Raw genomic sequence first — 14878 nt, 5'->3', positions numbered from 1 at the left:
ATCCCTTTATCCAAAGCAACCCAGCAGTGATTGAAAAACTTTCAAACGACTTAGGAGCTGGCAGCCCTGAAGGTTATGCAAGCTGCTGTGAAGCTTTGGCTAAGGCGGATGTGCGTGAACAACTCAAACAGATTTCGATTCCAGTATTGATTATTGCAGGTCAACAAGACCCTGTGACCACTGTGGTAGATGGTCAGTTTATGCAAGCAGCGATTGCGGGTAGTCAACTTGTTGAGATTAATGCTTCGCACATTTCGAATGTTGAACAACCACAGGCGTTTAACCAGGCTGTGGCTGAATTTATTCAGGCTTAAGTTCGGAACAACTCAAACCTGAACTCAGGAAACATCACTTGTCACGGGTGACTCATCTTGACGCTTTGCCAGATTGCTCCACCAGTCTGGCTTTTTTTATGCCCTAGACTTCAATCATTTATTCAGTAAATTTTAAGAAATAAAACCTAATCTCAGCGTAGTTAAATATTAGAACTCATCGTATGCGCTACAAATCTATCATTCAGCAATGGAAAAAACCAACGATAAGCCTAGCACTATTCAATTTAGTACTCTCAGTATGGGTTGGCATTGGTTTAAATATTGCGTTCTACAAACAACTTACTTCACTCACACCTTATCAAGGTTACCCAGCAATTCTTTTTTTAATAGGTTCATCTGTCTTAATCACAGCCGCTTATTTTTTTATTTTCAATCTTATTCATTGGAGATTGAACGTAAAGATATTTGCAAGTATCTGGATTGTATTAGGCGGTGTGTCTGCATATTTTGTAAGTAGTTTAGGCATTATTATTAATGCTGATCAGATTCAAAATATGATGCAAACCAATACGATGGAAGCATTTGATCTGATAAATATAAGATTATTTATTTGGGTTGTATTTTTTATTTTAGCGCCTCTTTTTTTTATTTATTGGGTGAATATCAAAAAATCAACGTTTTCTCATACCCTTTGCAGGAAAATGTTACACAGTGCAATCAGTTTAATTTTAGTGTTAGGTTGCGCTTATTTATATTATGTTGACTATGCAGCTATTTTTAGAGAAAACAGAGAGTTGAAAGGAATGATCAGCCCTCAAAATGTCGTTGCAGCGTCCTTCAGTTATTATAAACATCTTCAACCTCCCAAAAATACTATAATTCAACCCTACGGACGTGATGCACACCAATTTATTCAAACGGCGACCCATCAAACTCCAAAACTGATGGTTTTAGTGATAGGAGAAACAGCACGTGCAGAAAGTTTTCAGTTGAATGGATATGATCAAGCTACAAATCCAGAATTAAGCAAATTAAATATAATCAATTTTCGTAACGTCAGTTCCTGTGGTACTGCAACGGCGGTATCCGTACCTTGTTTATTTTCTGGTATGACTCGACAAGCATATACAGAAAAAGTCGCAAGACAACGGGAGAACTTACTCGATATTATTCAACGTGCGGGCTACAAAGTAACGTGGATCAATAACAATTCAGGATGCAAAGAGGTTTGTAATCGGGTTGAGCGTTATGAAATTCCCGAATCTATTCATAAGCAATGGTGCGATTCTAAGGGTGAATGTAAAGATGAAATATTGATTGATAGCCTTAATGCCTATATTCAAGCCATTCCCAAAAATGATAAAACGCCAAGACTTATCGTACTCCATCAAATGGGAAGTCACGGCCCAGCTTACTATAAACGGTCCACTCATCAATACACACCCTTTCAGCCGACCTGTAACACCAGCGCAATTCAGGGATGTAGTCAACAAGCTCTGATCAATACGTATGATAATTCAATTGTATATACAGACCATATTCTCGCTTCGACAATCAATTTATTAAACAAACAAACTCAATTTCAATCCGCTTTATGGTATTTATCAGATCATGGTGAATCCACGGGTGAACATGGAATGTATTTACACGGCGCGCCTTATCAAATTGCACCATCACAACAAACTCATGTGCCGATGATCATGTGGTTTTCAACAGCATGGCGAAAACATCAAGCGTCAACTGTACGATGCATTGAATCTCAGAAAAATGATGTACTAAGCCAAGACAATGTCTTTCACACCATGCTAAGTTTATTGAATATTCATACTACAACATTACAACCCGCATTAGACCTCAGCCAACAATGCAAACCTCAATTATAGAACAGAGCCTAATATGAATAAAATCCTGATGATTGAAGATGACTTTATGATTGCAGAGTCATCTCAAAAGTTGCTCCAATATCAATCATTTGAAGTAGTCTGGGTCAATAATGGCATCGATGGCTTAAAACAATTAAATCAACAAGCATTTGATTTAGTGCTGCTCGATCTTGGATTACCTATGATGGATGGCATGCAAGTACTCAAACATCTTCGCTCACTATTTCCTTCAATTCCTGTACTCATTATTTCAGCAAGAGATCAACTTCAGCACCGTATCGATGGATTAAATCAAGGCGCTGATGATTATCTAGTAAAACCATACGAGTTTGAGGAGTTATTAGCGCGTATTCACGCCATACTCAGACGTGCATCTCAACAAAATACACCCCAGATAAAACAAATTTTAGAATTTGGCGGACTCAGGTTAGATCTTGAACAACATATCGCGAGTTTTGAAAATCAGACGGTTGAGTTTTCAAACCGTGAGTGGGCTTTATTAATTCCACTCTTAACTTATCCAAATAAGATTTTTTCGAAGTCTAATCTTGAAGAAAAACTGTATGATATTGAAAATGAAATCAGCAGTAATACCATTGAAGTCTATATTCATCGCATACGCTCAAAATTAGGTAAAAATTTTATTCGTAATGTGCGAGGATTAGGTTATCGGCTAGGTCAGCCTACACCATAAAACAAGAATTGATACATGACGCAACCCTACTCTTTACAAAAGCAACTTGTTGTATTTACATCAATTTTTAGTGTGGTAATGGGATGTATATTGGTTTTTTCAGCCTATAGAACAGCTTTAGAAGAAACAAATGAAATACTTGATGCTCAGCTGAAAAATCTGGCAGAGCGCGTTGCAAAATTTAATCCAGATCCTATAAAGAGTAAATTTTCACATTTAAAACAGTACCATGAAGAAGATTTATTTGTAGATGTTTGGGCCTATGACCAACAATCACATTTACACGAAAAGTTTAAACAGTTGGTTGACCCAGTTGCTAAGTCAGGTTTTTATCATCACACTAATCATTATGGTAAATGGCATACCTATGTGATTCCATTGAAAACTGTTCAAGTCCAAGTGAGCCAACAAGACTCTGTTCGACAAGCTTTAGCCATAGAGCTCGCAATCAACATGTTTTTACCTTATTTAATCATTATGCCTTTCGCGATTTATGGCTTAGGTTTTATAATTAGAAGAAATTTTGCTCCATTTGAGCAATTTAAATCCGAATTAAGTACACGTAAACCAAATGAGCTGACCGTAATTGACCCTCAACAGTACCCTATTGAGCTAGTACCCAGCATTCAAGCGATCAATCAATTATTTCAAAGGATCTCTGATGCCCAACAAGAACAAAAACAATTTATTGCAGACGCCGCTCACGAATTAAGAACACCAATTACAGCATTAAATCTTCAAACTAAAATTTTACTCAAAGAGCTCCCCCATCACGAATCGTTAATCAAAATGAATAATGGTTTACATCGAACTCAGCATTTGGTCGGACAGCTTTTAAATCTCGCTCAACAAGATTCATTGAATGCCAGTAACGAGAAAAAAATGAGTATTCGGTTAGATGAACGTGCTTATCAATCTATTGAACAATTGATTCATTTAGCCTTAGCCAAAGAAATCGATTTAGGTATGGAACGTTATGAACACGTTCAAATTATAAATTACTCATCTGCTATAGATTCAATATTAACCAATTTAATAGAGAATGCGATTAAATACACGCCCCCCAATGGCATCATTAACGTTTCTACATTTCAAGAGAATGATATAGCTATCATTCAAGTCGAGGACAGTGGCCCAGGAATTTCAGCAGATCTGTATGAACGTATTAAAAAAAGATTTTATCGAGTCGAGCAACATCAAGAAATTGGTAGTGGCTTAGGTTTATCAATTGTTGAAAAAGCGGTAGAACGTATGGGGGGTAATCTTATCTTTGATCGCAGCCCTCAATTAGGTGGTTTATTGGTGAGAGTGGAAATTAAACTACATTAATTGCTTAGGCTAATTTAACCTTTTCTTTTAGACTAAATATTACGACATTGAACATCCAAATCAGCCAACCAGTCCAAAGATTATGACTCAAAAAATGTGCACCTCTAAGCATTTGTGTCCATCCCATAAGCATTCCCAAGAGAATTGCACTCAATAAGTAAAATTGAGCTAATTTGCTTTTTTTGCTCCTGAACACAAAATACCCACTCAATAATGCAAAACCTGCAGAAGCATGACCTCCAGGAAAACAATGCCCAACTTTACTACTGAGACTCCAGACAATTGTCATTCCCTGAGGTTGAGCTGCATCCCATGGACACATCAAGTTCGACTGTGATTTGAACAACGCTATTAAAATAATTGAAATCAAAGCAATTGCAAAAATTGTGATGTAATTTTTAGAGGTTTCCAAACTTTGATTTCTCGATTTGGGATGAGCAACCATGACTGCATATATCAGCATACTGCAGTACATCGCGATTAGCACATATTTAACCCATTCATGCCCGACTACACTTGGCCAAAATGCATCTTTTAAATAGAACACTCCTTTTGAATTTAAGCCTAATTGAATCAATTTCATGTCGACTGCACCATGTACTGGAAATAGATTGACCAAAATGAAATAGCTCAAGATTAAGGCGATACATTGCTTGCGATAGAAAAAACTCATACGAATACATCGAATAAAAATGTATTTAAATCAATCAGGCTTAAAATTTTCTGAACGATTTGACATCAAATAGACTTTTATACTGCATAACGATATGCTTAAACCAACCTGAGTTGGGTTTTAAAAATAAAAAAGTGTTAAGGATAACCACGATGCAAACTCAAGAATTACTTATTCCGAATGGCAACTATCAAATCCAAGCGGATTTTTATATGCCAGTGCCGATCACAAAAGATTCTAGTATCATCATTATGGCTCATGGCTTGGGTGGAGAAAAAAGCTGTGGCTTAAACTCTTTCGCTGAAGCTTATGCAGAATTGGGATATAACGTATGCGTATTTGATCATTCTGGTTTTGGATTAAGCAGTGGTCCTGTTCAGCATCTTGTTGATAAAAATAGTCAACTTCAGGATTGGAAAGTCGTTATCGACTATATTCAAACCCGATTCTACATCTCGAAAAAAAATATCATTTTATGGGGGTATTCGTTCAGTGGTGCGCATGTTCTAACATTAGCAAGTGAACACACCTTTAAAGCAGTGATCTCTAATTTTCCACACGTTGATGGTTTAGCGAGCTTGACGCTGTATCCGAAAAAATATTTATTGCCTGCAACCATGATTGCATTACAAGATTTAGCCCTAGCAAAAATAGGTAGAGTCAAAACCATGCCTGTAGTTGCAAAAGATCGGTTTGCTATTTTGGCGGGTGAAGATTGCTATGATGCCTATTATCGACTGATCCCAGATGGGATGCATTGGAAAAATGCTGTACCAGCTCGAATCGTTGCAACTATTGGTTTATACCGACCAACAATGATCGTTCATAAAATTCAATGCCCTGTTTTTGTGTCAGGTGCGGAACTAGATTCACTTATTCCTATCAAAGCAACACGTAAACTCGCACAAAAACTAAAACAAGGTGAATATCGTGAGTTCGTCTGCGGTCACTTCGATCTATTTCATTCGCCCGTTTTTGATCAACTCATCGCAGCGCATCAACATTTTTTGGAAAAACTAAAATAAACTTTTAAAGTTGGTAGTTATATCCCTTACTGCTTAAGTAAAATTCACTGATGAAATGGCATTCTTTTAGAATGTCATCAGTGACTTGTTGATGCTGATAATAGCTGTGTTTCATTAATGCAAAAACCATTTCAACCAAATACACCGCTTCCTCTTTTCTATTCAATTTCAGCGGATGTACTTTCTGCTCAAATACCGCTTGTAAATCATGAGCAATCTTCTCAATCACAATTTCCTGTAAATTAAAACCATCAACATGCACTGGCCCACCCAAAATCAAAATACTTGCAGCAGGATTTGAATTGTAGAACTCTGCCACCTTAGAAATTAGATCAAAACAAATATCACGTGTTGACCAAGTTTGATAGCACTCATTTTTAAACAAAACATAGGCCTGAAGTTCATCTAAATAACGTTTCACCAATATGCTGAACAAATGATTAACTGTTGGAAAGTATTGATAAATCGTAATCTTAGGAAGATCGGACTGTGCTGCAATTTCGGGAATAGTACAGTGATTGATGCCTTGTTTTTCTAATATTTTCTTTGTTGTTTCTAGTACAAGTTCTAACCTTGCTTTACTTCTTTTTTGTACAGGAAGCTTAATTTCATCAAAAAGCATTTAAACAAATCCCCTGTCTTGCTGTTTAAAAATAAATCGATTATAGTCATAAAACCAACTATAGTTGGTTATGAATAAAAAGAACATCATTCAAGGATATGAATATGAACACAGTCTGTATCATTGGTGCAGGTCCGTCAGGAATTACGGCTGCTAAAAATTGTCAACAAAATGGTATTGCATACGATATCTTCGAGAAGAATGACAAAGTTGGTGGGAATTGGGTGTTTAATTCTAAAACTGGTCATTCTTCAGTCTATGAGAATACACACATTATTAGCTCGCGTACAATGTCTGAATATGAAGATTATCCAATGCCAGACAGTTACCCTGATTATCCACGACATGATCATTTGCAGCAGTATTTTGAAAATTATGCCAAACATTTTGGTGTATATGACAAGATTAAATTTCATCACACGATTCACCATATTCATAAAAATGAAAATAAAAAATGGGTGGTGGATTACACCGATGATCAAGGTAAAGAACAACAGAAAATATATGACTATTTAATGGTTGCAAATGGTCATCACTGGAAACCGAAATACCCTGAGTATGAAGGTGAATTTACTGGCAAGTGGATGCATTCACATGATTTTAAAGGTGTAAATGACGACTGGCGTGGAAAGAAAATTTTAGTCATTGGTGCAGGTAATTCAGGCTGTGATGTTGCCGTAGAATCAGCACGTGTCTCAAAAGATGTGTATATATCGATGCGCAGTCCACAATGGTTTGTTCCAAAATTTATGTTTGGACATCCCGCAGACATACTCGTCAAGTCAATGGAAAAACTTCCGCCCAAAATGCGCCAAAAAATTCTGACCAAATTGGTAAAAGCATTCAGCGGAAATTACGCAGATTTTGGCTTGCCTGTAAATGACAAACCGATGCTGACACAACATCCAACGGCGAACTCTGACTTCATTGACTATGTGCGTCACGGTAAAATCAAACCAAAACCAGCGATCAAGCGTCTCAATGGTAAAATTGTAGAATTCGTCGATGGTACTCAACAAGAGTTTGATATTATTTGTTGTTGTACTGGTTTCTGGACCGTCTTCCCTTTCTTCGATAAAGATTTTATAGATTTCCAACATGCTGAAAAATTACCGCTTTACCGTAAAATGATGCATGCAGAACATGACAATCTTTATTTCATTGGTTTATTCCAACCATTAGGTTGTATTTGGCCAATTTCAGATCATCAAGCCAATTTGGCATGTCAGGAAATTTTAGGAAAATATAAACGTCCAGCTGATATGAAAAAAGCGATTCAGCATGAGTTAGATCATCCGCATTACAACTTTGAAGGCGGTCAACGTCATGCAGCAGAAGTTGACTATAATGACTTCCGTGCAGAGCTCGTATCTGACCTTAAAACTGCTGGTGTCATCATTCCAGAGCGTAAACCTTTGGTTTCAATCCGTAAATTAGTTGGTTCTTTACTGACTGCTTAATTTAGTGTATTTCTAGGTCATCAGTGAGTGTTACGTTAATCTTGAGCACTCACCTTACATAAGTATAATCAACTCAAAATAACAACTTAAATGATCAATAGCAGGAGCTTTGCATGCACGGACGTATGATGTTTCAACCTTTATTAATCAGCAGTTTACTAGAACATGCTGCTGAATTTCATAAAGACACCCTGATCGTTTCAAAAAACACCGATGGCTCACTTTACGAAACCAATTGGGGCGATGTATCGGATAATGCTAAACGTGGTGCGAAGGCATTAAATGAACTTAAACTCATTCACGGCGATTGTATTGCAACATTAGCTTGGAACAATCATCGTCATTTAGAGGCTTGGTATGCTATTTCTGGTAGTGGTTTAATCTGTCACACCATTAACCCAAGATTATTTCCAGAACAACTGATTTTCATTATTAATGATGCACAAGATAAAGCAATTATTTTTGATAAAACATTCCTACCTTTGATTACAGGAATAAAAGCACATATTCCACTGGTGCAACATTTCATCTGCTTAGATGCACCTGATGAAAAGATTCGTCAAGCCTTACCCGAAGTCTTGTTCTACGATGATTTAATTGCGGGTCAAACTGCAGAATATACATGGCCTGAATTTGATGAAACCACTGCTAGTTCACTATGTTATACCTCTGGAACAACAGGCAATCCTAAAGGTGCTCTCTATTCTCATCGCTCAACTGTTCTTCACAGTTTAGCGGCCAGCTTACCTGACTCACTCAATCTGTCAGCCAAAGACATTATTTTACCTGTAGTTCCGATGTTTCACGTTCATGCATGGGGAACACCTTATGCCGCAGCGATGGTAGGTGCTTCAATTATATTACCTGGGCCGGGTCTTGATGGTGAGAGTCTAGTTAAACTCATTGATCAATATGAAGTGACTGTTGCACTTGGTGTTCCTACCATTTGGCAAAGCTTGTTGGTCGCTGCAAAAGCAATGAACAGTTCACTGACCTCTTTAAAACGTAATGTGATTGGTGGCTCGGCTTGCCCACCAAGCATGTTAGCCACATTCCGTGATGTATATGATTGTGAAACCATTCATGCATGGGGGATGACTGAAGCTAGTCCACTTGGCACTGCCAATCAATTCAAAGCTAAACATAAACAACTTTCTCAGGATCAACAAGCAAAACTACGTCTTTCCCAAGGTCGCCCACCGTTTGGAGTCAGGATTCGTTTAGTGTCTGAAGAAAGAGGAACCGATCTTGTTCCACATGATGGTGAGACTATTGGTAATTTACAAATCAAAGGACATTGGATTGTTGACAAATACTTTGGTCAGTCCGACTCACCACTCACCAGTGATGGATGGTTTGATACTGGAGATATTGCGTCTATAGATGCTGATGGCTATCTGCATATTAGTGATCGTGCCAAAGACTTGATTAAATCTGGTGGAGAATGGATCTCTTCTGTAGAGCTTGAAAATATCGCAATGGGTCACCCAGAAATTGCGATGGCTGCGGTCATCGCAGCACAACATCCAAAGTGGGATGAAAGACCTGTCTTAATCGCCGTTAAACATCCTAATAGCCAAATCACTGAACAACAACTCATTGATTACTATGCTGATAAAATTGCTAAATGGCAAACTCCAGATAAAGTGATTTTTGTCGATGCCATACCGCTTAGCGGCACTGGAAAAATGCTAAAAAGAAAACTACGCGAAGAATATGGACATGTATTAATGTGAGTTCAGGTTAATTTCTCAACTCACTCATACTAACTAAATAAAGCTGTAACTGTACATCAGTTACAGCTTTATATTTGAGCCATTACGAATAATTAAATTAGCAGTATCACGACCTGACAGATATGCACCATGCACAGTGCCTGCATAATCGGTATGACAATGTTCACCTGCAAAATATACTTGCGCTGGATGCTCTTTTTTAAAGATCTCTACATCATCTTTAGTATGTCCGACTTTTGGAAAACTAAATGAACCTAAACTCAATGGATCACTCCCCCAGCGGGTAATCGTGATGTTCTGAATTTCATTGGATTGCATGCAAATCTTCAATATTTTCTTGATATATTCATGCACCTGTTGATCTGTTGCTTGATCAACCCATTCTGAATTTGTACCTCCCACGAGAAGGAGATAAGTCGGTTTATTATATAAACGACTAAAATCTAAAATACTATACAGCTCACGCTCATCCCAAAAAAATGCCGTATTGTATTTAAGTGCATTCCCATTAAATTCTAGAGCTTTTGAAAATTGTATAAATATTTTATTGAAAGATCCAAAACCCAGCTTTTGAATCGATCGGACTAATCCACTAGGCAAAGGCGGCTCAAACTTAATTTTATCTTGCTTTAAAATACCGAGTGGAACTGTCACCACAACTTGAGAACCTATGTAAAGCTGTCCACATGCTGTTTTTATCTGCACTTGATGAGAGTCATGATCGATTTCAATAATATCTGCATTCGTATGAATCTCTAAATCAGTAGCCAGAACTTTAACAATCTGTTCATAACCTTTTGGAAATATCACTTCATCGCCTGAGAAGTAGCCTTCAAAATCCATAAAATTATGGGCTAATTGCTCTAAATCAGTCGCAAAAGGATCATTGGCAAGCCTTGAGTAATACTGATTAATTTTTTGTGTGATGACGTCTCGATCAAAATAATGAAGTTGAAAACGTATCGTTCCTAAAACATTCTCAAGTTGCTCAAAAGCGGAGATATCCTGCTCTATTGATGTATTTTGAAAAACCTTCTGAACATCACGAAGGCATTTTTCAAATTCTAAGCTCTCTTGTTCGGTAAATGGCTGACCATTGGCAAGAAAATAATCCACTTGATCATAATTAAAAACTTGAGTATTGATCCGATTGGACTCTGCAATTTTCCATATCGGATTATTATCAATACCATGTATCCATGATGCACCAAGGTCAAAACAATGACCATCAATGTTTTGTGTATGTATTCTCCCACCTAAACGATCACGTGCTTCTAAAACAACAACATTAAATCCTGCTGATTTTAAATGCTGAGCACAACTTAATCCTGCAACACCAGCGCCGATAATATAAATAGGATGATTAAAGTCGTTCATTCATTTTTTTATTAGAAAAAATTCGCTTAAAGATATCGCGTTCAAAACTGTGAAAATAGTCGTGTGATGTAATAAATTTAAAATGATTGGTAACTTAAGAAGAGTTAAAAATTGTTTTAATCGAATAAATCACAAAAAAAACGGCCATGAAGACCGTTTTTTTAGAATGCTTTGATTTTCTCATTAATCTGCTGAGATATCTTCAAATAAAACTGAAGATAAATAGCGCTCTCCAGCATCAGGTAAAATCACCACTATGGTTTTACCTGCATTTTCAGGACGTTGAGCAAGTTCATGAGCGGCCGCTAATGCTGCACCACTTGAAATCCCCACAAAAATCCCTTCTTTGATTGCAGATTGACGAGCAAAATCAATTGCAGTGTGATTTTCAATCGCGATAACTTCATCCACCAAATCTAAATCTAGGTTCTTAGGAATAAAGTTTGCACCAATGCCTTGGATTTTATGTGGTCCCGGAGTCAGTGTTTCGCCACGCTTCGCTTGTCCAATAATTGGTGAGTCTGCTGGTTCAACTGCAACTGAGTAAAGGGCTTGATTTTTAACTTTCTCAAAATAACGCGAAATACCAGAGATCGTACCTCCCGTACCTACACCAGCCACTAAAATATCAACCTTACCACCCGTTGCTTCAAAAATTTCAGGTCCAGTTGTAGTTTCATGAATGGCAGGATTTGCTGGGTTTTCAAATTGCTGAGGTAAATAATAAAGCTTAGGGTTCTCAGCAACTAAACGTTCTGCTTCTTGAACAGCACCATTCATCCCTTTAGCAGGATCGGTTAATACTAAATGAGCACCCAATGCTTTGAGTACTTTACGGCGCTCGATACTCATACTTGCAGGCATAGTCAGTGTGATGTCATAACCTTTAGCAGCAGCAACAAAAGCTAGCGCAATTCCAGTATTACCACTCGTCGGTTCAACAATATGCATGCCTGCTTTAAGCACACCACGTTGTTCTGCATCTGCAATCAAAGCTGCACCAACACGGCATTTTACTGAAAATGCTGGGTTACGTGCTTCCACTTTAGCAAGAACTGTAGCCCCACCCTGTATTACACGATTAATGCGAATAAGCGGTGTATTACCAATCGCTTCAGCGTTATTACTGTATACCGCGATTCCACGATTAGAAGTTTGTGGAAATTGAGTCTCTGTGGTCATGAACAATCCTTATATTCATAAAACAATACTTTTATCATAATCCTTTTTCATTTTAGATATATAACCATTTGTACGATTTTCATATAAGATAAAATGAATAAGTTATTCTAAATATGAAATTATCACTTTACTGCTTTTAATCCATAAAAATTAGACATTTGACAAAAAGTTCTTAAATTTTGATAACCAGCCTGAAGGTATAGATTCTTCATCTCCTTCACCGTCATTAAATTAAAGTCATCATGTATTCTTTCCAACATGACCTGACTTTGTTTTTCACTTAATCCTATTTTTGTCACCAAATTTTTTAATACTAACTGATCATTTGGTTCTTCGAATTGCATCAGATCGAAACTCAGAACCACACCATCTTGTTTCAAAGCATGGTAAATATCACCTAAAAAACTCTTTTTGTATGCATGTGAAACAAAATGAAAAACCAAAATACTCAATACTGCATCAAAATTTTCAGAATATTTCTGGAGCACCGTCGTGTCACCTTGCAGAATTATGACTCGGTGCATTTGCTGCTTAAACTGAACGATCTGTTTTGTTTTTTCAAGCATCGCTGCCGATGGATCAAACACAACAAACTCCGCCTTTGGAAAATGATCTAATAAATAATTCAGTTCAAATCCAGTTCCACACCCGACAATGGCAATTTTAGCCTCTTCTTTGAGATGAGTTTCAAGCAGCGCTAATATATGTAGATGCATCAGTTCATATCCTGGTATGAGCTGCCTGATATGTTCATCATAGTTTTCTACGATTTTTGGGTGATCAAAATTCTTTGCCATATCACTCTTCGACTATTTTTAAAATTAAGCCGAACTTAGTGAACTAAGTTCGGCTTTGTTATTTTCTGCTTAAAGTTAAAAATATCACTCAATGACGATTAAGCACTCTCATCAAAAATATTGAGTTGCTCACGCATATATTCTTGGAGTTTAAACTTCTGAGCCTTACCAGAAGCAGTCATTGGGAACTCTTTAAGAAAATGTACATATCGTGGCACTTTATTATGTGAGATATTGGCTTTGCAGTAATCTTTGATCACTTGTTCAGAACAGTCATGTCCTTCATGCAAAATAATACAAGCACATAACTCTTCGCCATATTTCGGGTCAGGAAGCCCAATGACTTGAACATCGCTAACAGCAGGATGTTTATATAAGAAGTCTTCAATCTCTTTAGGGAATAAATTCTCACCTCCCCGAATCACAACATCTTTAATGCGACCTTTGATTTTGATAAAGCCTTCATCATCCATTTCAGCGATATCACCGGTATGCATCCATTTTGCGACATCTACGACTTCTCGGGTTTTTTCTTCTTCATCCCAATAGCCCAGCATGACTGAGTATCCTCGTACACACAACTCTCCGAGTTTGCCACGAGGCACTACTTTACCGTGTTCATCGACTATTTTAATTTCGATATGTGGATGAACTCGACCAACAGTGCTCACTCGTTGTTCTAGCGAATCTGTGATCGAACTTTGTGCGCTTACTGGCGCTGTTTCAGTCATGCCATAACAAATCGTGATATCTCGCATATGCATACGCTCAATGACGCGCTTCATGATTTCTTTTGGACATGGACTGCCAGCCATGATGCCTGTACGTAATGTGGTCAAATCAAATTCGTCAAATTGCTCATGATCAAGCATGGCAATAAACATGGTAGGCACACCATATGCCGCAGTACATTTCTCTTGTTCAATCGCTTTAAGACTATCAAGAGGATTAAATACAGCTGATGGATAGATCATGGTTGATCCATGTGTAATACAGGCGAGATTACCCATCACCATACCAAAGCAATGAAATAACGGTACAGAAATACAAACTCGATCTTGAGAAGTCAGTTTGATTGCCTCTCCCACAAAATACCCGTTATTCAGAATATTATTGTGTGTCAGCATGGTCCCTTTGGGGCTACCTGTCGTTCCGGAGGTAAACTGGATATTGATGGTTTCATCGAATTGAAGACCAGATGCTATCTCATTAAGTTGATCTAACTGCTCTGAAGTCGGTTCAGCCAATAAATCACTAAAGCGATAAAACCCAGTATGTTGTTGATCATCTATTTTGATCAAATACTTTAAATGCGGTAATTTTTCAGCATTTAAAACGCCATTGGTCGTATGCAAAATTTCTGGTGCAATTTGCGTCAAAATTTCTTGATAATTGGTCGTCTTAAAGGTCGATGCAATGATCAATCCTTTGCAAGATACTCGATTGAGTACGTATTCTAGCTCGTAGCTTTTATACGCAGGATTTAAGTTGACCAAAATAATTCCAGCCTTGAAGGCTGCAAATTGTGCGATCGTCCATTCCACACAATTAGGGGACCAAATCGCTAGACGATCTCCCTTTTCTAAACCGATTTTTAATAAACTACATGCAAAAGCATTTACTTTCTCTTGTAACTGCTGATAGGTCAAACGTACATTTTGATGCACACTGACCACAGCATCCTGATCGGCATATTGTAGGCATGCTTGATCAAATTTATGGCCTATGGTCATACCCAATAAGGGTTGCTCACTGGTGCCATAGGCATAACTGAGTCGTAATTGCGTCATTGAATCATACTCCTTGATTCTATTTTCTTATATCA

Annotated in this window: 13 protein-coding genes; 7 read left to right on the top strand and 6 right to left on the bottom strand. The window is 37.5% G+C overall.

Going from position 1 to position 14878, the window contains the following annotated elements:
* The 4 genes from AC1M9K_RS13370 to AC1M9K_RS13355 form a co-directional block, all read left to right on the top strand.
* Positions 1-314: alpha/beta hydrolase (locus AC1M9K_RS13370; protein ID WP_481589526.1), on the top strand; the 314-nt coding region annotated here is incomplete at its 5' end.
* A 182-nt stretch (positions 315-496) separates the two neighbouring features.
* On the top strand, positions 497-2158 hold the full coding sequence (locus tag AC1M9K_RS13365; RefSeq protein WP_481589525.1) for a phosphoethanolamine transferase: 1662 nt from the start codon (positions 497-499) through the stop codon (positions 2156-2158).
* A gap of 13 nt (positions 2159-2171) precedes the next feature.
* A complete protein-coding gene (locus AC1M9K_RS13360) occupies positions 2172-2852 on the top strand; it encodes a response regulator transcription factor (RefSeq protein WP_092768381.1) in 681 nt (226 codons plus the stop codon).
* A 15-nt stretch (positions 2853-2867) separates the two neighbouring features.
* Positions 2868-4181 (top strand): ATP-binding protein, encoded by a 1314-nt coding sequence (locus AC1M9K_RS13355; RefSeq protein WP_481589524.1) that lies wholly within the window; start codon positions 2868-2870, stop codon positions 4179-4181.
* 4 nt (positions 4182-4185) lie between these two features.
* Here the strand turns inward: AC1M9K_RS13355 and AC1M9K_RS13350 are convergent, their stop codons facing one another.
* A complete protein-coding gene (locus AC1M9K_RS13350) occupies positions 4186-4854 on the bottom strand; it encodes a phosphatase PAP2 family protein (protein ID WP_481589523.1) in 669 nt (222 codons plus the stop codon).
* 152 nt (positions 4855-5006) lie between these two features.
* Between AC1M9K_RS13350 and AC1M9K_RS13345 the strand changes: the two genes are divergently transcribed.
* Entirely contained in the window at positions 5007-5879 is an 873-nt protein-coding gene (locus AC1M9K_RS13345) for an alpha/beta hydrolase (RefSeq protein ID WP_481589522.1), read from the top strand.
* A 4-nt stretch (positions 5880-5883) separates the two neighbouring features.
* On the opposite strand, the gene AC1M9K_RS13340 is transcribed toward AC1M9K_RS13345, so the two are convergent.
* The gene (locus tag AC1M9K_RS13340; RefSeq protein WP_481589521.1) at positions 5884-6501 is read right to left on the bottom strand and encodes a TetR/AcrR family transcriptional regulator; all 618 of its coding nucleotides are present in this window, start codon (positions 6499-6501) and stop codon (positions 5884-5886) included.
* A 104-nt stretch (positions 6502-6605) separates the two neighbouring features.
* Here AC1M9K_RS13340 and AC1M9K_RS13335 point away from each other — a divergent pair, with 104 nt between their 5' ends.
* Both AC1M9K_RS13335 and AC1M9K_RS13330 read left to right on the top strand, forming a co-directional pair.
* On the top strand, positions 6606-7961 hold the full coding sequence (locus tag AC1M9K_RS13335) for a flavin-containing monooxygenase (protein ID WP_213032621.1): 1356 nt from the start codon (positions 6606-6608) through the stop codon (positions 7959-7961).
* Positions 7962-8074: 113 nt separating this feature from the next.
* Entirely contained in the window at positions 8075-9697 is a 1623-nt protein-coding gene (locus AC1M9K_RS13330; protein WP_092768393.1) for a long-chain-fatty-acid--CoA ligase, read from the top strand.
* Between the two features lie 60 nt (positions 9698-9757).
* Here the strand turns inward: AC1M9K_RS13330 and AC1M9K_RS13325 are convergent, their stop codons facing one another.
* The 4 genes from AC1M9K_RS13325 to AC1M9K_RS13310 form a co-directional block, all read right to left on the bottom strand.
* Positions 9758-11074, bottom strand: coding sequence for a flavin monoamine oxidase family protein (locus AC1M9K_RS13325; protein WP_481589520.1), 1317 nt, complete (start codon positions 11072-11074; stop codon positions 9758-9760).
* A 183-nt stretch (positions 11075-11257) separates the two neighbouring features.
* Positions 11258-12256, bottom strand: a complete 999-nt coding sequence (gene cysK / locus AC1M9K_RS13320; RefSeq protein WP_481589519.1) for a cysteine synthase A — start codon at positions 12254-12256, stop codon at positions 11258-11260.
* Positions 12257-12378: 122 nt separating this feature from the next.
* A complete protein-coding gene (locus tag AC1M9K_RS13315) occupies positions 12379-13053 on the bottom strand; it encodes a class I SAM-dependent methyltransferase (protein ID WP_481589518.1) in 675 nt (224 codons plus the stop codon).
* 98 nt (positions 13054-13151) lie between these two features.
* A complete protein-coding gene (locus AC1M9K_RS13310) occupies positions 13152-14843 on the bottom strand; it encodes an AMP-binding protein (RefSeq protein ID WP_481589517.1) in 1692 nt (563 codons plus the stop codon).
* Positions 14844-14878: the final 35 nt, after the last annotated feature.

It is taken from the genome of Acinetobacter sp. 24-47-67 (genome assembly GCF_056779735.1).
This window is presented reverse-complemented; position numbering and strand designations above follow the sequence as displayed.